Below are 17,839 nucleotides of genomic sequence, written 5' to 3'. Positions count from 1 at the left end.
ATAAAATCACGCTGACCCATTCATGTAGCAATTGCAATGCAATGGCCGCCGTAACGGGGTCGCTCCTCCCAAATGGCTTGATTTCCCCATTTGCTCCGCTTTCGTTTTTGCCTATTATGAAAGAAAACGAAATAGGGCGGGGGAACATCCATGTATCTGACGGGCCGACAGTCCGAAATCCTCGAGCTTGCAAAGACGGAAGGTCGTGTGCTGGTCGATGAACTGGCCGGCCGTTTTGCGGTAACGCCGCAGACCATCCGCAAGGATTTAAACGATCTCTGTGATGCGCGCGTGCTGACCCGCATTCACGGCGGCGCGATATTTCCGAGCGGAAACGAAAATGTGAAATACGAAGCGCGCCGGTCGATCGCGGCCGGGGAAAAGCAGGCGATCGGCGCCGCCGCCGCCGCCATGATCCCGCACAATTCCTCACTGTTCATCAATATCGGCACGACCACAGAAGCGGTGGGCGAAGCGTTGCTTGACCACAAAGAGTTGATGATCATTACCAACAACATCAACGTTGCCAATCGCTTGCGTGTCTTCCCCTCCATCGAGGTGGTGATTGCCGGCGGCGTGGTGCGCGGTGCCGATGGCGGTATCGTCGGTGAAGCCGCGGTTGATTTCATCCGCCAGTTCAAGGTCGATTACGCGGTCATCGGTGCCTCCGCGATCGATCAGGATGGCGCGCTTCTGGATTTCGATTATCGCGAAGTGAAAGTGGCGCAGGCGATCATCGCCAATGCCCGCCACGTTATCTTGGTCTCCGATTCGACCAAATTCGAACGCACGGCCCCGGTGCGCATCGGCCATATTAGCCAGGTTCACACCTTTATCACCGATAGCTGTCCGGTCGAAAACGTGCGCGTGATCTGCCAGGAACAGGACGTTCGGCTGATTGAAACCAGTGCGCGGCGCTGAGCGCAGGGCACGAGCGTATGTTTTTCCTGTAACATTCGTTTGACATTCGAAAAATTTTCGCTTTAACTAAATTTACTTTCGCAAATGCGCAAAATTGTGCGATGCGAAAAGTGGGGGGAGAGAAGGCGTGCCTGCGCAGGATCAATTCGACATCTTCGTCATCGGTGGCGGTATAAACGGCTGCGGTATCGCACGCGATGCGTCTGGCCGTGGGTACAAGGTCGCCCTTGCCGAAATGAACGATTTCGCGTCCGGCACATCCTCGGCCGCGACCAAGCTCATTCATGGTGGGCTGCGGTATCTCGAACATTATGAATTTCGTCTCGTGCGGGAATCGCTGATGGAGCGCGAAGTGCTCTGGGCGATGGCGCCGCATATCATCTGGCCGATGCGCTTCGTGCTGCCGTTCCACAAGGGCGGCATTCGTCCGGCCTGGCTCATCCGCCTTGGCCTGTTCCTTTATGATCATATCGGCGGCCGCAAGCTGTTGCCGGCAACAAAGACGCTCGACATGCGGCGCGATCCGGCGGCAAAGCCGCTGAAGGCGCTGTTCACCAAGGCGTTCGAATATTCCGATGGCTGGGTTGATGATGCCCGCATGGTGGTGCTGAACGCCCGCGATGCCGCCGATCGCGGCGCCCTTATCATGAGCCGCAGCCGCGTGACGTCGGCGCGGCGTGATGGCGGTCTCTGGCATATCGATGTCGAAGATCGCGCCACCGGCACGATCCGCAGCTTCAAGGCGCGCATGCTCGTCAATGCGGCCGGCCCCTGGATCGATGTGGTTTTGTCCGGCGTGTTCGGGAAGAACAGCGCCCACAATGTCCGCCTCGTGCAGGGCAGTCACATCGTCGTGCGCAAGAAGTTCGATGATCCGCGCGCCTATTTCTTCCAGAATCCCGATGGCCGCATCATCTTCGCCATTCCGTACGAAACGGATTTTACGCTGATCGGCACCACCGATCAGGACTATACCGGCGATCCCCACGAGGTCCGCATCAGCGATGCGGAGACAGAGTATCTCTGCAAGGCCGCCAGTGAATATTTCAAGGAGCCGGTAGAGACCGCCGATATCGTCTGGACCTATTCCGGCGTGCGGCCGCTGTTCGACGACGGCGCTTCCAAAGCACAGGAAGCGACACGCGATTATGTGCTGAAGGTCGAGGGCGATGCCGGCAATGCGCCGGTTCTGAATATCTTCGGCGGCAAGCTCACCACCTATCGTCGCCTCGGCGAACACGCGATGGAAAAAATCGTGGAAGCGATCGGTGCCAAGGGTGCGCCCTGGACGGCCGGCAGCTCGCTTCCCGGTGGCGATTTTCCCGCGACCGGTTACGAGGCGCAGGTCTCGGCGCTCAAGAGCCGCTATTCATTCCTGGAAGATCGCCATGCGCGGCGTCTCGTCCGTCTTTATGGTACGCTCGCGGCGCGCCTGCTGGGAGAGGCGAAGACTGTTGCCGATCTCGGCCGCCATTTCGGTGCGGATCTCTACGAAGTTGAAGTTGTCTGGCTGATGAACAGGGAGTGGGCGCGATACGCTGAAGACGTGTTGTGGCGCCGCACCAAGCTCGGCCTGAAAGTGGGTCCGGCTGATGTTGCCGGACTGGAGGAATTTATGCGGGAGAAGATGCGCGACGTCGCCTGAGGGCGATATGCCATTTTAGCTCCGGCTGGGAGGAAGCCTGGTAATGCTTGAACTGAAAAACATAACCAAGGTTGTTGGGGCGGATACGCATATCCACCCGACCAACCTTGTGCTGGAGCGGGGGTCGCTGAACGTGCTGCTCGGCCCGACACTCTCCGGCAAGACATCGCTGATGCGGCTGATGGCGGGGCTGGACAAGCCCACCTCCGGCACGATCCATTTCGACGGCAAGGATGTAACCGGCGTGCGCGTGCAGGATCGCAGCGTCGCCATGGTCTACCAGCAATTCATCAACTATCCGGCGATGACCGTGTATGAAAACATCGCCTCGCCGATGCGCATTGCCGGCAAGGATGCCGCTACCATAGACCGGGAAGTCAAGAAGGCCGCCGAGCTGATGAAGCTCACGCCCTATCTCGATCGCACCCCTCTCAATCTTTCCGGCGGCCAGCAGCAGCGCACGGCGCTTGCCCGCGCCATCGTCAAGAATGCCAGCCTGGTTCTGCTCGACGAGCCGCTCGCCAACCTCGACTACAAGCTACGCGAGGAACTGCGCGAAGAGCTGCCGAAGCTGTTCGCCGCCACCGGCTCGATCTTCGTCTATGCGACGACGGAGCCGACCGAAGCACTGCTTCTCGGCGGCAATACCGCGACCTTGAGCGAAGGCCGCGTCACCCAGTTCGGCCCCACCATCTCGGTCTATCGCAGCCCGGTCGATCTCGTTTCGGCCAAGACTTTCGCCGACCCGCCGCTGAATACGGTCAATCTCGTCAAGGCGGGCGCCCATTTCGAGCGCGATGGCCTCGTCGTCCTGCCGGTTCCGGCGCATCTGTCTGCCGTTGCCGATGGTCCCGTGACCATTGCCTTCCAGCCGCATCATCTGTCGATCGCGCGCCCGGATGCCTCTGCCGCCGCCCTCAAGGCGCGGGTGATCATCTCGGAAATCGCCGGTTCTGAAAGCTTCATCCATGTGGAAGCCGCCGGTTCCCGCTGGGTCATGCTGGAGCATGGCATCCATGATTTCGATCCCGACACGGCCATCGAACTCTTTGTCGATACCCGTCACCTGATGGCCTTTTCGCCGGATGGTCGGGCAACTGGCGGCCTAGCCGCCCACGCGGCGTGAGGAGACCATCATGGCACGCATCACGCTCGAACATCTTCGTCACGCCTACGGCCCGAACCCGAAATCGCCGTCGGATTATTCGCTGAAGGAAGTCCATCACGAATGGAACGACGGCGGCGCCTATGCGCTGCTCGGTCCTTCCGGTTGCGGCAAGACCACGCTGCTCAACATCATCTCGGGGCTCCTGCAGCCCTCCGAAGGCAAGATTCTCTTCGACGGCAAGGATGTCACCAACCTGTCGACCCAGGAGCGCAACATCGCCCAGGTGTTTCAGTTCCCGGTCATCTACGACACGATGACCGTCTACGACAATCTTGCCTTCCCGCTTCGCAACCGCAAGGTTCCGGAAAACGAGGTCGATCGTCGCGTCACCGAAATCCTCGACATGATCGGCCTTGCCGACCGCGCGAAGAAGAAGGCCCGCGGCCTCACCGCCGATCAGAAGCAGAAGATCTCGCTCGGTCGAGGTCTAGTGCGCAACGATGTCAGCGCCATCCTGTTCGACGAACCACTGACGGTTATCGATCCGCATATGAAGTGGGTGCTGCGCTCTCAGCTGAAGCGGCTGCACAAGCAGTTCGGCTTCACCATGGTCTATGTCACCCACGACCAGACCGAGGCGCTCACCTTCGCCGACAAGGTCGTCGTCATGTATGACGGCGAGATCGTGCAGATCGGCACGCCGGCCGAGCTCTTCGAAAAGCCGAAGCACACTTTCGTCGGCTATTTCATCGGCTCCCCGGGCATGAACGTGCTGCCGGCTAAGATCGACGGTTCCGCCGTCGATCTCGGCGATGGCAGCGTTTCTCTCGGGTTTGCCCCGAAGATCGCGGCCGGCGCCAGGACGGAGCTGGGTATCCGTCCGGAATTCGTCCGTCTTGGCCGCGAGGGCATGCCGGTCTCGATCACCAAGGTGGAGGATATCGGCCGCCAGAAGATCGTGCGCGCTTCCTTTGCCGGCCGTCCGCTGGCCATCGTCGTTCATGAGGATGGCGAGATCCCGGCCGATCCGAAGATCACCTTCGATCCTTCGGCCATCAATATCTATGCCAATTCCTGGCGCGTCGGCGGGGAGGGCTGATCCATGGAAAAGACCTGGAACAACAAGGCCTGGTTCATGGTGCTGCCGGTGCTGGTGCTCGTCGCCTTCTCGGCGGTCATCCCCCTGATGACGGTGGTGAACTATTCGGTGCAGGATACCTTCGGCAATAACGAATTCTTCTGGGCCGGCACGGACTGGTTCACCGATGTGCTCGAGTCGGACCGTTTCTGGGATGCGCTCACCCGCAACCTGATCTTCTCGGCGATCATCCTCGCGATCGAAATCCCGCTCGGCATCCTGATCGCGCTCAACATGCCGAAAAAGGGTCTCGGCGTGCCCTTCTGCCTCGTCTTCATGTCGCTGCCGCTGCTCATTCCGTGGAACGTGGTCGGTACGATCTGGCAGGTGTTCGGTCGCGTCGATATCGGCCTGCTCGGGTATACGCTGGCAGCGCTCGGCATTCCCTACAACTACGTCAACAATGTCTTCGACGCCTGGATCACCCTGATCGTCATGGATATCTGGCATTGGACGAGCCTCGTCGTGCTGCTCTGCTATGCCGGTCTCGTCTCGATCCCGGATGCCTATTATCAGGCGGCCAGTATCGATGGCGCCTCGCGTTGGGCGGTGTTCCGCTACATCCAGCTGCCGAAGATGAAGCGCGTGCTGCTGATCGCCTTCCTCCTGCGCTTCATGGACAGTTTCATGATCTACACCGAGCCCTTCGTCGTCACCGGCGGCGGCCCCGGCAATGCCACGACCTTCCTGTCGATCGATCTCGTCAAGACGGCCATCGGCCAGTTCGACCTCGGTCCGGCAGCAGCCCTATCGATCATCTACTTCCTGATCATCCTGCTGCTGTCGTGGATCTTCTACACCGTCATGACCAACAGCGACGCCGAGAATTGAGAAAGGAGGAACGACCATGACCACAGCAACACAGACTTCCGGCCGTAACCTCTCCTGGATCGTGCCGACCCTCTACATCCTCTTCCTGCTCCTGCCGATCTACTGGCTGGTCAACATGAGCTTCAAGACGAACACCGAGATCACCGGCACCTTCTCGCTCTATCCGCACGAGCCGACGCTGCGCAACTACGCCGTCATCTTCACTGATCCGTCCTGGTACAAGGGCTATATCAACTCGATCATCTATGTGGTGCTGAACACGGTGATCTCGGTTTCGGTGGCCCTGCCGGCGGCCTATGCCTTCTCGCGCTACCGGTTCCTCGGCGACAAGCACCTGTTCTTCTGGCTGCTGACAAACCGCATGGCGCCGCCCGCCGTGTTCGCGCTGCCGTTCTTCCAGCTCTATTCCGCCTTCGGCCTGATCGACACGCACATCGCGGTTGCCCTCGCGCATTGCTTGTTCAACGTGCCGCTCGCCGTCTGGATTTTGGAAGGTTTCATGTCGGGCGTGCCAAAGGAAATCGACGAGACCGCTTACATCGACGGCTATTCCTTCCCGCGCTTCTTCTTGCGCATCTATATCCCGCTGATCGCCTCGGGCATCGGTGTCGCCGCCTTCTTCTGCTTCATGTTCTCATGGGTCGAGCTGCTCATTGCCCGTACGCTGACGACCACGGACGCCAAGCCGATCGCCGCCATCATGACGCGCACGGTCTCGGCTTCGGGCATGGACTGGGGCGTGCTGGCTGCAGCGGGTGTGCTCACCATCATCCCCGGCGCCATCGTCATCTACTTCGTCAGAAACTACATCGCCAAGGGCTTTGCCCTGGGGAGGGTATAATGGCCGCTGTTTCGCAACGTCCCAACCGCTGGCCGGTGGCCCTCGTCATCGTGCTTGCCGTCTATGCCGCCATTGCCGGGCTGCTCGTCTCGGTGCTACCGGTCAAGGATGGCGTGCGCGACTGGTTCGCACCGCTGGTTCGCGGCGGCTGGATGGCATGGACCTTCCCGACGGCTATGTTCTTCCTGACCATCTTCCTGCTGCTCGCGCTGATGGCGGTGTGGGAATATGCCCGTCCGGGCGGCAATCCGCGCGTCGGCATCCTGCGCTTCGAGACGACGCGCGGTGACCGTCTGTTCATCTCGCTGCTTGGCAGCGCGTTTATCAATCTCGCTTGGCTGGGCCTCGTCGGCACCGGCCAGTGGTGGGCTCTTGCCCTCTCGCTTGTCTACGCTTTCGGCGTCTTCAAGCTGGTCTGAGGCAAGGACTGGAAATGCCGTCCGGGAAGGAGCCGGACGGAAAGCAACCGCACTCGCAAACCTTTAAGGGAGGAAATCATGCGACGGCACCTACTGACATCTACGGCAGCAATGCTCCTGGCATTCACCGGAACCGCATTCGCGGGCATGGATGAAGCCAAACAGTTCCTGGACGCGGAAATCGGCGATCTTTCGTCGCTGTCCCGCGCGGATCAGGAAAAGGAAATGCAGTGGTTCATCGATGCCGCCAAGCCGTTCGAAGGCATGGACATCAAGGTGGTCTCCGAAACCATCACCACGCATGAATACGAATCAAAGGTTCTGGCTCCGGCCTTCACCGCCATCACCGGCATCAAGATCACCCACGACCTGATCGGCGAAGGCGACGTCGTCGAAAAGCTGCAGACGCAGATGCAGTCCGGCGAAAACGTCTATGACGCCTATGTCAACGACTCGGACCTGATCGGCACCCACTGGCGCTACCAGCAGGCCCGTTCGCTGACCAAGTGGATGGCCAACGAAGGCAAGGACGTGACCAACCCCGGTCTCGACCTCGATGACTTCATCGGCACCAAGTTCACGACCGCTCCGGACGGCGATCTCTACCAGCTGCCCGACCAGCAGTTCGCGAACCTCTACTGGTTCCGCTATGACTGGTTCAACGACGAGAAGAACAAGGCCGACTTCAAGGCGAAGTACGGCTACGACCTCGGCGTTCCGGTCAACTGGTCCGCTTACGAGGATATCGCCGAGTTCTTCACCGGTCGCGAAATCGACGGCAAGAAGGTCTATGGTCACATGGACTACGGCAAGAAGGACCCGTCGCTCGGCTGGCGCTTCACCGACGCGTGGCTTTCGATGGCCGGCAACGGCGACAAGGGCCTGCCAAACGGTCTGCCGGTCGACGAATGGGGCATCAAGGTCAACGAAAAGTCCCAGCCGGTCGGCTCCTGCGTTGCGCGCGGTGGTGACACCAACGGCCCGGCTTCGGTTTACGCCATCCAGAAGTACCTCGACTGGTTGAAGGCTTACGCTCCGGCCGCTGCCCAGGGCATGACCTTCGGCGAAGCCGGTCCGGTGCCTGCCCAGGGTGAAGTCGCCCAGCAGATGTTCACCTACACGGCGTTCACTGCCGATTTCGTCAAGGAAGGCCTGCCTGTCGTCAACGAGGACGGCACGCCGAAGTGGCGTTTCGCTCCGAGCCCGCACGGCGTCTACTGGAAGGACGGCATGAAGCTCGGCTATCAGGACGTGGGTTCCTGGACGCTGCTGAAGTCCACCCCGGACGACCGCGCCAAGGCTGCATGGCTTTATGCGCAGTTCGTCACCTCGAAGACCGTTGACGTCAAGAAGGCGCATGTCGGCCTGACGCTCATCCGCGAATCGACGGTTCAGCATCCGAGCTTCACGGAACGTGCGCCGAAGCTTGGCGGTCTGATCGAGTTCTACCGTTCGCCGGCCCGCGTTCAGTGGTCGCCGACCGGCACGAACATCCCGGACTATCCGAAGCTGGCCCAGCTGTGGTGGCAGGCAATCGGTGATGCTTCCTCCGGCGCGAAAACCGCCCAGGAAGCCATGGATTCGCTGTGCGCCGAGCAGGAAAAGGTCCTGGAACGTCTGGAACGCGCAGGCGTTCAGGGCGAAATGGGTCCTGTTCTCGCCGAGGAACACGATCTCGCCTACTGGAACGCGGAAGCCGTCAAGGCCGGCAACCTCGCGCCGCAGCTGAAGATCGAAAACGAGAAGGAAAAGCCGATCACCGTCAACTACGACGAACTGGTCAAGAGCTGGCAGAAGTAAGCCGGCTAATTTCTAACTCCCGAAAGCCGTCCGGATGAAGGTCCGGGCGGTTTTTTGTGCGCGTCAAACAGTCCTGCCTAAAATATATACGATAAAAATTTTGCCTCCTTAATGTGCATATTCTTCTTGCCAATCGACGGCCAATCGGGATCAATGTTGTCTTCAAATCCAGAGGGAGAAAAACATTGCTCACACGTCGGTTTTTCACGAAGACGATTGCCACCTTGGCCGGGGCGCTCATGGCCGGTATTTCCTTGCAGGCGACGCCCGCACTTGCCGAAACGCCGATCAAGTTCACGCTTGACTGGAAATTCGAAGGCCCGGCCGCCGGCTTCCTGCTGGCGCTCGACAAGGGATATTTCAAGGCTGAAGGCCTGGATGTCACGATCGATACCGGCAATGGTTCGGTCGAGGCGATCCCGCGTGTCGCAACCGGCGCCTATGAAATGGGTTTCGGCGATATCAACTCGCTCATGAAGTTCCTCGACGAAGATCCGAGCCAGAAGATCAAGGCCGTCTACATGGTCTATGAGCGTCCGACCTTCGCGGTTGTTGGTCGCAAGTCGCTCGGCGTCAGCACGGATCCGAAGTCTCTCGAAGGCAAGAAGCTCGGCGCGCCCCCACCGGATGGTGCTTTTGCCCAGTGGCCGGCCTTCAAGCAGGTTGCCAAGATCGACGACAGCGCCATCACCATCGAAAGCATCGGTTTTCCGGTGCGCGAGCCGATGCTCGCCAAGGGTGACGTCGATGCCGTTTTCGGTTTCGCCTTCTCCGTCATTCTGAACCTCAAGGCGCAGGGCATCGCGGATGACGATATCGCCACCATCCTGATGGCCGAAAACGGCCTCAACCTCTATGGCAACAGCGTTCTGGTCAACAGCGACTTCGCCGCTGCCAATCCGGATGCTGTGAAGGGCTTCCTCAAGGCGCTGGCCAAGGGCTTTGCCGATGCGGTTGCCAATCCCCAGGAAGGCGTCGATGCCGTTCTGAAGCGCAATGAAACGCTCAATCCGGAAATCGAGCTTGAGCGCCTCAACATGGCCAACAGCATGAACATCAAGACCCCCTATGTCGTCGAAAACGGCATGGGCGGCATCGATCCGGCCCGTCTCGCCGCCTCGATCGATACGCTCAAGGTGTCGCTGGGCCTGAAGGGCAATGTCAAGGCGGAGCAGGTCTTCGACGCCAGTTACTTGCCGACGAAGGAAGAGCGCATGCTTCCCTGATGTCGAATGGCAGCGGCCCATCTGGCCGCTGCTTTCTTCCCTCCTGCATCGACCGGGGATTGCCGATGACACCTCTCGTTTCCATTGAAAATGTCGACATGCGCTATGGCGGTGCAGCTGGAACGCTTGCCGTCTCCAATCTGAACCTCAAGGTGGCAAAAGGCGAGTTTGCAGCCGTTGTTGGCCCGTCCGGTTGCGGAAAATCGACGCTGATGAAGCTGGTGACCGGCCTTCAGATTCCGCAGGCTGGCGACGTCATCGTTGCGGAAAAGCAGGTGACGAAGCCGGTCTCCATTGTCGGCATGGCTTTTCAGAACCCGACGATGCTGCCCTGGCGCACGACGCTGGAAAATATCCTGCTACCGCTCGAGATCGTCGAGAAGCACCGCCATCGTCTTCGTGCCAACAAGAAGCAATACGTGGCCAAGGCGGAGAAGTTGCTGGAAATCGTCGGCCTTGGCGGTTTCGGTGGCAAGTTTCCCTGGCAGCTTTCCGGCGGCATGCAGCAGCGCGCCAATCTCTGCCGCGCGCTCATCCACGAGCCGGAGCTTCTGATGCTCGACGAGCCCTTTGGCGCGCTCGATGCCTTTACCCGTGAGGAACTGTGGTGCGTAATCCGCGACCTTCATGCGGCGCAGGGCGTCACCATCATCCTCGTCACCCATGATCTGCGCGAAGCCGTCTTTCTGGCCGATCGCATCTTCGTCATGAGCGCCCGGCCAGGCCGCGTCATCCGCGATCGCGAGGTACCGTTCGCGCGGCCTCGCGAGCTTGAGATCATGTATGAGAAGGGGTTCAACGACATGGTGCAGGCGCTTCATGGCGAAATCGCCAAGGCGAGGGTCGCGGCATGACAGAGATTGTCAAACTCTCCCCGTCCGCCAAGCCGCTGATGCAACGCATCGATTGGGTTAAGGCTGCCCCCTTTGTCTATACGATAGCGCTTTTCCTCGCCTGGGAATTGCTGGTCCTCGCGCTCGCCATGCCGCAGACCGTGCTTCCGGCACCCACTCGCGTCTTCCAGGCTGTCGTGCAATACTGGTCGCCGATCTGGAAAAACTCGCTGCAAACGCTTTACACGACAACACTCGGTTTCATCATCGCCGTTGTCGCCGGCCTCGCTATCGGCCTTTTCATCGGTTGGTCGAAGACCATCTATGCCGGTCTTTATCCTCTGATGGTGGGCTTCAATGCCATTCCCAAAGTGGCGCTGGTTCCGATTCTCGTCATCTGGTTCGGCATCGGCACGGTGCCGGCGGTGTTGACGGCGTTCCTGATTTCCTTTTTCCCGATCGTCGTCAATGTCGCGACCGGTCTGGCGACCATCGAGCCTGAAACGGAAGACGTGCTGCGCGCGCTCGGCGCCCGAAAGATGGATATCATGCTGAAGGTCGGTATCCCCCGTTCGATGCCCTATTTCTTTGGCTCACTGAAGATCGCGATCACGCTCGCTTTCGTTGGCTCCGTCGTCTCGGAAACCGTGGCCTCCAATTACGGCCTCGGCAATATGATGAGCTCGGCTCAAAGCCAGTTCAACGTGCCGCTTGTTTTCGCCGGCCTGCTGATGCTGGCTGTCGAAGGCATCGCGATGTACGCGCTGATGGCCTGGGTGGAAAAACGTATGACCGGCTGGGCGCATCGCTCGACGATGGCAAACTGATCAGGGCTGGGTGGTTTCGTCCGACAGCGGCAGTCCCCCCGAACCTTCCCCAGCCATCATCCCGCCCACCAACGGCGCCTTGTAGTCGTCGGAAAGCGGTAGCCACCGTTCGCGGTCGAAATAGGCGGCGACCGGCGATTTGCGGGGTTTGCCCGGGGCTTGGCTGGCAATGAAGTTGTAGCGCGGCACCTCGCCCATCTCCTTCCTGAAGCGGATGCGGCTGCCGAAGCTTTCGAGTTCGAATTCCTTCAGCGAGCGCACGAGGCGCACGACCTCCTCGCTGTTTTCCCACTGCACCCGTTCAAGAAAGATCATCGCCGCATCGGCGGCGAGAGCCGCCACCGGGCCGCTGTCGGCCGGGCGCTCTATGTTGAGCTTGACGCGGAAGGAGGTCACCCGGTTTTCGCCGTCGCCCTTGATCAGCACGAAGATCGAGGATTGGGCAGCGCCGTCCCCATCCGTCGAGGGCAACAGCGTCGTCAGCGACGAGCATTCCCAGTTGTCCGTGTTGCTGCTGCTGATCACCCAGTCCATGCCGCGAAAGCCGGCTTCCTTCACCTGATCGCACAGGCTGCGCGGATCGCTGCGAATGGCGCGCAAAAAAGTCTGTGGGGGGCTTCTCATGTCGGCGAAGGCATAGGTTGGCAGCGCCATGCGCGCCGGCGGCAGCCTTTTGCCCTTGATCGCGCGGAAACCCAAAGGCTCTTCCGTCTGCGGTGACAGCGTGATCGCCGCCGGCATCTCGATATCGAAATATCGCAGAAACACCCGCAGATTGCGCCCCTCGTTGGCAAGCAGAACGGTGGTCAGGATGCCGGCAAAAATCACCAGCAGGGCGATGAGGAAAAACAGTTTTCCCGATCCCCTCCTTTTTCCCTGCGCCATTGCCTGATCCGTCCGCCGCGTTCCATACCGCTTATCTGCAATCTACTGCAGAATCCCTAATGGTAGGACGGCGGTCTGCGCAATTTACCGTGTCCGGCGATGGATCTGTTTTTGACGGAAGGCCGAGAGGATCACGTAGACGATCAGCAGCGGCCAGACGAGGCAGAGCAGCAGCCCTAGCACCCGCATCACATCCCATTCGCCGCCCTCGAGTTCTCCTTCGCGAAAACTGCCGTCGAGAAACAGCAGCGCGATCCCGCCATACAGCGTCGAGAACAGATAGGACCAGAGCATCGGCACATTCCAGATTACGCGCGCACGCCAGGGCTTGGCTATCTCGCTTCAGGGTAACCCGGATACAATCCCTGCAAGCGGCGCGATAAACCTATCAGTTGCACGATTCGACGCCGGCGAAAAGATCATGCCTGCGATTGGCCGATCAGCGCCGCATGCAGCCGCATCACCTCTGGCGCCACCGTCTTGTGGCGTGGCAGGCCGAGATAATAACCATAGCCGGTCGAAAGCGCCGCCGTTCCCACCCGCACCAGCAGCCCGTCCTCAAGCTGCCGGTCGATCAGCCCGAGGCTTCCGAGCGCGATGCCATCGCCCCGCAACGCTGCATCAATCGCCATCACATAGGTCGAGAAGGAATAGCGCGGCGATGGTGTTTTTGAGCGCGGTGCCGGCGAAACCCGGTCGAACCATTGCCGGAAGGAGATCCAGTGGGCGTTGAAGCGCTCATAGTCGATGAGATCGAGGCGGGCGATCTCGTCTGTGGTGACCGTGGAGGGGTCGATCCCCCGGCTTTCGAGATAGGCCGGTGCCGCCACGGGTGCTAGCGCCTCCGGCATCAGAAGCGTCAGGTCCCAGCGCGGATGTTCGCCGGTGGAATAGAGAATGACGAGGTCGTTGTTTTCCGAGGCGAGATCCGAGGGCGTATCGGAGGTCAGGAGGCGCAGCGATGTCTGCGGGTTCTCGTTGCCAAAATCGCGCAGCCGCCGCCCAAGCCACAGATGCGAGACCGAGCCGCTCGCCGCGATCGCAATCGTGCCGCCCGTCTGCGGGCGAAAGGCTTCCAGGCTCTCTTCCAGATAATCCAGCGTCGCCCGCACCCGCTGGAAAAGCCTTTCGCCCTTCGGCGTCAGGGCAAGGTTCTTGCCGCGCCTTTGGAAGAGGTCGGCCCCCAGATGGTCCTCCAGTCCCTTGATCCGCCGGCTGACGGCGGCCTGGGTAATATTCAGCTCACGCCCGGCACGGGAAAAGTTCATATGCCGGCAGGCGGCATCGAACACGCGAAACGCTTCGAGCGGAATATGGCTCAGCATCATCCTGCATAACCTGAGATCATCAATATACCCGAGAATTGCCCGGATTTGAAAATATCAGATCGTGATGCAGGGTAAAGCTGTACATTGGCATCAGGATATCAAACCGTTGAGCTTCTCCACCTCCTTCGTGCCCGAAATCCGCTTCGGCAACGATCTGCATCGCACCATCGGCGCGGCTGCGGCGGGCCTCGGCGACATCAAGTCCGCCGCACTCGTCATTGACGGTTTTCTCGCCCGCTCCGGCCTCGCCGATACCATAGCCGCCAGCCTTGCCGAAAACGGCATCGAAACCAAAATCTTCTCCGATTTCGCAGGCGAACCGAAGCTCGCCCATGTCCGTGCCGCAAGCGAGATTGTGAAGGGCACCGATCTCGTCATCGGCGTCGGCGGCGGCTCGGCGCTGGATATCGCCAAGATCGCCGCCTGTTGCGCCGCCTCCGGCGAAGATGCGATGCATTATGCTCTGGCGGCCAATCCCCTGCCGAAAAACCCGCTGAACAAGATCATGGTGCCGACCACGGCCGGCACAGGGTCTGAAACTTCTGCGACTAACATCTTCGCAGGCCCGGAAGGCAAGAAGCTCTGGATCTGGGGTGCAGAGACCAAGGCCGATCTCGTCATCCTCGATCCGGTCCTGACCGCGACGTTGCCGGCCAACCTCACCGCATGGTGCGGCATGGATGCCTTCATCCACGCCTTCGAGGCCGCGACCAACCGTAATGCCCATGCCGGCGGCAAGTTCTACGCCCATGAAGCTATCCGCCTCCTGACATCGGCGCTGGAAACGGCGGTCAAGGAACCGGACAATCTCGAAGCCCGCGGTAAGGTGCTGCTGGGCTCCTGTTATGCCGGCATCGCCATCGACAATTGCGGCACGGCCATCGCCCACAATGTCAGCCATGCCATGGCCGGCCTCGCACCCATTCATCACGGCCTTGCCACCGCGCTCGGCTTTGAGGCGACGATTGCCTGGCTTGCCGAAGCCGATAGCGCCGACCTCAATGCTGCCGCCCGCGCCGCAGGCCTTGACGATGCAGACGCCCTCCCGGCCTTCGTCACCGCGTTGATGGATCGCACCGGCATCGTCCGCGCGCTGCCCGCCGGCTTCTCCGCCTTCGACGGGCACGCTCTCGCCACGGAGATGAAGGCGCCGGAAAATCAACCGATGCGCCGCTCGACCATCCGCGAGGTGACCGATGCCGATATCGATCACTTCGCCGCATCCATCATGTCCCTGCCGAAGGCCACCTGATCATGACCACCTCCTACACTCGCGACTATTGGGAAAAAGCCCTCTCCGCTCTCGCCATCAACGGCCAGCATTTCATTGACGGCCAATCTGTCGATGCCCTTTCCGGCCGCACCTTCACCCGCACCCGACCCATGGATGGCCAGCTAGGCGCCGTTCTGCAGCGTGGTGATGCCGCCGATATCGACCGTGCGGTTGCATCTGGGCGCGCCGCCTTCGCAAGCGGCATCTGGCGCCACAAGGAGCCGCTGGAAAAGAAGAAGATCATGCTGAAATGGGCAGAGCTGATCCGTGCTCATGGCGAGGAACTGGCGCTTCTCGAAACGCTCGATGTCGGCAAGCCGGTCCTCGCCTCGCTCAATGTCGATGTCCGGCTCTGCGCCGATGGCATCCAGTTCTACGGCGAAATGATCGACAAGATGTATGACGAGATCGCGCCGACCGGGCCGAATGCCCGCGCCCTCGTGCGCAAGGTGCCGCTCGGCGTCATCGGCGCGATCACGCCCTGGAACTACCCGATGATCATCGACGCCTGGAAGCTCGGTCCGGCGATTGCCGCCGGCAATTCCGTGGTGCTGAAGCCGGCCGAGCAATCCTCGCTCTCGGCCATCCGCCTTGCCCAGCTTGCTATCGAGGCAGGCCTTCCCGCCGGCGTCTTCAATGTCGTGACCGGTTTTGGCGAAGAAACCGGCAAGCCGCTGGCGCTGCATATGGATGTCGACATGATCGCGTTTACCGGCTCCACCGAGGTCGGCAAGCTGATTATGGGCTATGCCGCGCAATCCAACGTCAAGCGCGTGGCGCTGGAGCTTGGCGGCAAGTCGCCGCTCGTCGTCTTCGAGGATGCCGATCTCGATGCCGCCGCCTCCGCCGCCGCTTGGGGCTGCTTCTACAATTCCGGCGAAACCTGCCATGCCTCGACCCGTCTCATCGTGCACCGCTCGGTGCAACAGGCGCTGATCGAAAAGATCGAGGCCGTCGCGAAGTCCGATATCGCCCTTGCCCATCCCTTCGAACCATCGGCCCAGATCGGTGCGCTGATCGAGAAGGAGCATATGGACAAAGTTCTATCAATGATCGCCGCCGGCGAGAAGGAAGGCGCACGCCGCGCCTTCGGTGCCGAGCAGGTGATGAGCGAGACGGGCGGTTATTATGTCTCCCCCGGTGTCTTCGTCGATCTCACCAACGACATGAGCCTCGCGCGTCAGGAAATCTTCGGCCCCGTTCTCGCCGCGATCCCCTTCGAGACGGAGGAGGAAGCCCTGAAGATCGCCAACGACACGATCTACGGCCTTGCCGGCGCAGTCTTCACCCGCGATATGAACCGCGCGCATCGCTTCTCTGAGGCGATCCATGCCGGCACGGTCTGGATCAACACCTATGACATGTCGAACTTCGCCACCCCCTTCGGCGGCTTCAAGCAATCCGGCTTCGGCCGTGACCGCTCCGTGCATGCCATCGATAAATATTGTGATTACAAGACGATCTGGCAGCAGTTCGGCTGATACGGTGGCGGACTTCCCTTCTCCCCGCGAGCGGGGAGAAGGTGGCCGACAGGCCGGATGAGGGGCAGGAGCCTCGGCATTCTCAAGGATGCGAGCTTGCCCCTCACCCTAGCCCTCTCCCCGCATGCGGGGAGAGGGGACCACAATGAGAGGAGAGCCCCATGAGCAAGATCGCTTCCATCGAAATCACCCATCACCGTTTGCCCCTCGATCCGGCCTTCAAGGCCAGCTGGGACGGCCGCCCACGCAGATATTTCGATGCGACGATCGTGCGCGTGCGCGATGATGAAGGCCGCGAGGGCATCGGCTCCGGCGACCTGATGAAGGGTTTCGAAGGGCACGAGGAGCTGTTCATCGGTCAGGACCCGCGCCATCTGGAACGGCATTACGAAGTCCTCTCCCATATCAATTTCCATTACGGCCGCTGCTGGCCGATGGATCTCGCGCTCTGGGATCTCGCCGGCAAGATCACCGCCGAGCCGGTCTGGCGCATGCTCGGCGGCCGTGCCGATCGTGTGCGCCTCTATGCCTCCTCCGGCGTTCTGCGCGAACCATCCGCCATGGCCGATCAGGCCGAGCGTTATATGGAGGAAGGTTTTCCAGCGATGAAGGTGCGCTTCTCGTCGTCTGCCGGCGGTCGCGGCAGTTGGAAGGCGGATGTAAAGGCGCTCGAAGCCATCCGCGCCCGCGTCGGCGACCGGCTGGAGCTGATGGTCGACTGTAACCAGGGCTGGCGCATGCCCTGGGATACGACGCTCTCCTGGACTTTCAAGGATGCGCTGGCCGTTGCCCGCGAGCTGGAGCGCCTCGGCGTCTACTGGATGGAAGAGCCGCTGCATCGTTCGGACCGCGAAGGCATGCGCCGCCTGTCCGATGCCACCTCGATCCGCATCGCCGGCGGTGAGATGACCCGCGAAGTCTATGAGTTCCGGGATATCATTGAACAACGCGCCTTCGACGTCATCCAGCCCGATGTGGCACTGGTCGGCGGCATCACCGGTTGCCGCCGCCTTGCCTTCCAGGCGCGCGAAGCCGGCGTGATGTTCACCCCGCATTCCTGGACCAACGGCATCGGCGTGCTCGCCAACGCCCATCTGACGGCCGGCTGCGGCGACGCTCCCTTCCTCGAATACCCCTACGACAATCCGGAATGGAGCGAAGCCCGTCGCGATTACCCGATGGCAGCGCCCCTGAAGCACAAGGACGGCTGGCTGGAGCTTGGCGAAGCGCCGGGCCTCGGTGTCGTGCTGGATGAGGAACGGCTCGCAGTAACGAAGATCTGA

Annotated in this window: 17 protein-coding genes; 14 read left to right on the top strand and 3 right to left on the bottom strand. The window is 60.7% G+C overall.

Annotated features, from left to right (window positions below; translation table 11 throughout):
• Positions 1–150 precede the first annotated feature (150 nt).
• From BLX89_RS14370 to BLX89_RS14320, 11 genes are all read left to right on the top strand, one after another.
• On the top strand, positions 151–921 hold the full coding sequence (locus BLX89_RS14370; protein ID WP_075291612.1) for a DeoR/GlpR family DNA-binding transcription regulator: 771 nt from the start codon (positions 151–153) through the stop codon (positions 919–921).
• 94 nt (positions 922–1,015) lie between these two features.
• Positions 1,016–2,566 (top strand): glycerol-3-phosphate dehydrogenase, encoded by a 1,551-nt coding sequence (gene glpD, locus BLX89_RS14365; RefSeq protein WP_075291611.1) that lies wholly within the window; start codon positions 1,016–1,018, stop codon positions 2,564–2,566.
• A gap of 43 nt (positions 2,567–2,609) precedes the next feature.
• On the top strand, positions 2,610–3,692 hold the full coding sequence (locus BLX89_RS14360) for an ABC transporter ATP-binding protein (protein WP_075291610.1): 1,083 nt from the start codon (positions 2,610–2,612) through the stop codon (positions 3,690–3,692).
• 10 nt (positions 3,693–3,702) lie between these two features.
• Positions 3,703–4,773: an ABC transporter ATP-binding protein gene (locus BLX89_RS14355; RefSeq protein ID WP_075291609.1), complete on the top strand. Its 1,071-nt coding sequence runs from the start codon at positions 3,703–3,705 to the stop codon at positions 4,771–4,773.
• Between the two features lie 3 nt (positions 4,774–4,776).
• On the top strand, positions 4,777–5,643 hold the full coding sequence (locus BLX89_RS14350; RefSeq protein ID WP_075291608.1) for a carbohydrate ABC transporter permease: 867 nt from the start codon (positions 4,777–4,779) through the stop codon (positions 5,641–5,643).
• A 16-nt stretch (positions 5,644–5,659) separates the two neighbouring features.
• Positions 5,660–6,484 carry a carbohydrate ABC transporter permease gene (locus tag BLX89_RS14345; protein ID WP_075291607.1) on the top strand — a complete coding sequence of 275 codons (825 nt, stop codon included), beginning with the start codon at positions 5,660–5,662 and terminating at the stop codon, positions 6,482–6,484.
• Entirely contained in the window at positions 6,484–6,903 is a 420-nt protein-coding gene (locus tag BLX89_RS14340; RefSeq protein ID WP_075291606.1) for a DUF2160 domain-containing protein, read from the top strand. The genes BLX89_RS14345 and BLX89_RS14340 overlap by 1 nt, the downstream gene beginning before the upstream one ends.
• A 78-nt stretch (positions 6,904–6,981) precedes the next feature.
• The gene (locus BLX89_RS14335; RefSeq protein ID WP_075291605.1) at positions 6,982–8,703 is read left to right on the top strand and encodes an ABC transporter substrate-binding protein; all 1,722 of its coding nucleotides are present in this window, start codon (positions 6,982–6,984) and stop codon (positions 8,701–8,703) included.
• Positions 8,704–8,942: 239 nt separating this feature from the next.
• Positions 8,943–9,929: an ABC transporter substrate-binding protein gene (locus BLX89_RS14330; protein ID WP_075291946.1), complete on the top strand. Its 987-nt coding sequence runs from the start codon at positions 8,943–8,945 to the stop codon at positions 9,927–9,929.
• Positions 9,930–9,994: 65 nt separating this feature from the next.
• Entirely contained in the window at positions 9,995–10,783 is a 789-nt protein-coding gene (locus tag BLX89_RS14325) for an ABC transporter ATP-binding protein (RefSeq protein WP_075291945.1), read from the top strand.
• Positions 10,780–11,589 (top strand): ABC transporter permease, encoded by an 810-nt coding sequence (locus BLX89_RS14320; protein ID WP_075291604.1) that lies wholly within the window; start codon positions 10,780–10,782, stop codon positions 11,587–11,589. Before BLX89_RS14325 ends, BLX89_RS14320 begins: the two co-directional genes overlap by 4 nt.
• Here the strand turns inward: BLX89_RS14320 and BLX89_RS14315 are convergent, their stop codons facing one another.
• The 3 genes from BLX89_RS14315 to BLX89_RS14305 all read right to left on the bottom strand — a co-directional run bounded on the left by BLX89_RS14315 (position 11,590) and on the right by BLX89_RS14305 (position 13,799).
• Positions 11,590–12,474: a DUF6030 family protein gene (locus BLX89_RS14315; protein WP_075291603.1), complete on the bottom strand. Its 885-nt coding sequence runs from the start codon at positions 12,472–12,474 to the stop codon at positions 11,590–11,592.
• 84 nt (positions 12,475–12,558) lie between these two features.
• Positions 12,559–12,768: a hypothetical protein gene (locus BLX89_RS14310; protein WP_075291602.1), complete on the bottom strand. Its 210-nt coding sequence runs from the start codon at positions 12,766–12,768 to the stop codon at positions 12,559–12,561.
• Positions 12,769–12,893: 125 nt separating this feature from the next.
• On the bottom strand, positions 12,894–13,799 hold the full coding sequence (locus BLX89_RS14305) for a LysR substrate-binding domain-containing protein (protein ID WP_075291944.1): 906 nt from the start codon (positions 13,797–13,799) through the stop codon (positions 12,894–12,896).
• A 109-nt stretch (positions 13,800–13,908) separates the two neighbouring features.
• On the opposite strand from BLX89_RS14305, the gene BLX89_RS14300 reads away from it, so the two are divergent.
• From BLX89_RS14300 to BLX89_RS14290, 3 genes are all read left to right on the top strand, one after another.
• Positions 13,909–15,054, top strand: a complete 1,146-nt coding sequence (locus tag BLX89_RS14300; protein WP_075291943.1) for an iron-containing alcohol dehydrogenase — start codon at positions 13,909–13,911, stop codon at positions 15,052–15,054.
• Positions 15,055–15,056: 2 nt separating this feature from the next.
• Entirely contained in the window at positions 15,057–16,556 is a 1,500-nt protein-coding gene (locus BLX89_RS14295; protein WP_075291601.1) for an aldehyde dehydrogenase, read from the top strand.
• Between the two features lie 161 nt (positions 16,557–16,717).
• The gene (locus BLX89_RS14290) at positions 16,718–17,839 is read left to right on the top strand and encodes a mandelate racemase/muconate lactonizing enzyme family protein (RefSeq protein ID WP_075291600.1); all 1,122 of its coding nucleotides are present in this window, start codon (positions 16,718–16,720) and stop codon (positions 17,837–17,839) included.

The organism is Pararhizobium arenae (assembly GCF_001931685.1).
Lineage (GTDB): Bacteria > Pseudomonadota > Alphaproteobacteria > Rhizobiales > Rhizobiaceae > Pararhizobium > Pararhizobium arenae.
This window is presented reverse-complemented; position numbering and strand designations above follow the sequence as displayed.

Excerpts from the sequence above, each read along its gene's own strand:
- BLX89_RS14370 (WP_075291612.1), top strand. The coding sequence starts at position 151 with ATGTATCTGACGGGCCGACAGTCCGAAATCCTCGAGCTTGCAAAGACG.
- BLX89_RS14360 (WP_075291610.1), top strand. The coding sequence starts at position 2,610 with ATGCTTGAACTGAAAAACATAACCAAGGTTGTTGGGGCGGATACGCAT.
- BLX89_RS14355 (WP_075291609.1), top strand. The coding sequence starts at position 3,703 with ATGGCACGCATCACGCTCGAACATCTTCGTCACGCCTACGGCCCGAAC.
- BLX89_RS14350 (WP_075291608.1), top strand. The coding sequence starts at position 4,777 with ATGGAAAAGACCTGGAACAACAAGGCCTGGTTCATGGTGCTGCCGGTG.
- BLX89_RS14345 (WP_075291607.1), top strand. The coding sequence starts at position 5,660 with ATGACCACAGCAACACAGACTTCCGGCCGTAACCTCTCCTGGATCGTG.
- BLX89_RS14340 (WP_075291606.1), top strand. The coding sequence starts at position 6,484 with ATGGCCGCTGTTTCGCAACGTCCCAACCGCTGGCCGGTGGCCCTCGTC.
- BLX89_RS14335 (WP_075291605.1), top strand. The coding sequence starts at position 6,982 with ATGCGACGGCACCTACTGACATCTACGGCAGCAATGCTCCTGGCATTC.
- BLX89_RS14330 (WP_075291946.1), top strand. The coding sequence starts at position 8,943 with ATGGCCGGTATTTCCTTGCAGGCGACGCCCGCACTTGCCGAAACGCCG.
- BLX89_RS14325 (WP_075291945.1), top strand. The coding sequence starts at position 9,995 with ATGACACCTCTCGTTTCCATTGAAAATGTCGACATGCGCTATGGCGGT.
- BLX89_RS14320 (WP_075291604.1), top strand. The coding sequence starts at position 10,780 with ATGACAGAGATTGTCAAACTCTCCCCGTCCGCCAAGCCGCTGATGCAA.
- BLX89_RS14315 (WP_075291603.1), bottom strand. The coding sequence starts at position 12,474 with ATGGCGCAGGGAAAAAGGAGGGGATCGGGAAAACTGTTTTTCCTCATC.
- BLX89_RS14310 (WP_075291602.1), bottom strand. The coding sequence starts at position 12,768 with ATGCTCTGGTCCTATCTGTTCTCGACGCTGTATGGCGGGATCGCGCTG.
- BLX89_RS14305 (WP_075291944.1), bottom strand. The coding sequence starts at position 13,799 with ATGCTGAGCCATATTCCGCTCGAAGCGTTTCGCGTGTTCGATGCCGCC.
- BLX89_RS14295 (WP_075291601.1), top strand. The coding sequence starts at position 15,057 with ATGACCACCTCCTACACTCGCGACTATTGGGAAAAAGCCCTCTCCGCT.
- BLX89_RS14290 (WP_075291600.1), top strand. The coding sequence starts at position 16,718 with ATGAGCAAGATCGCTTCCATCGAAATCACCCATCACCGTTTGCCCCTC.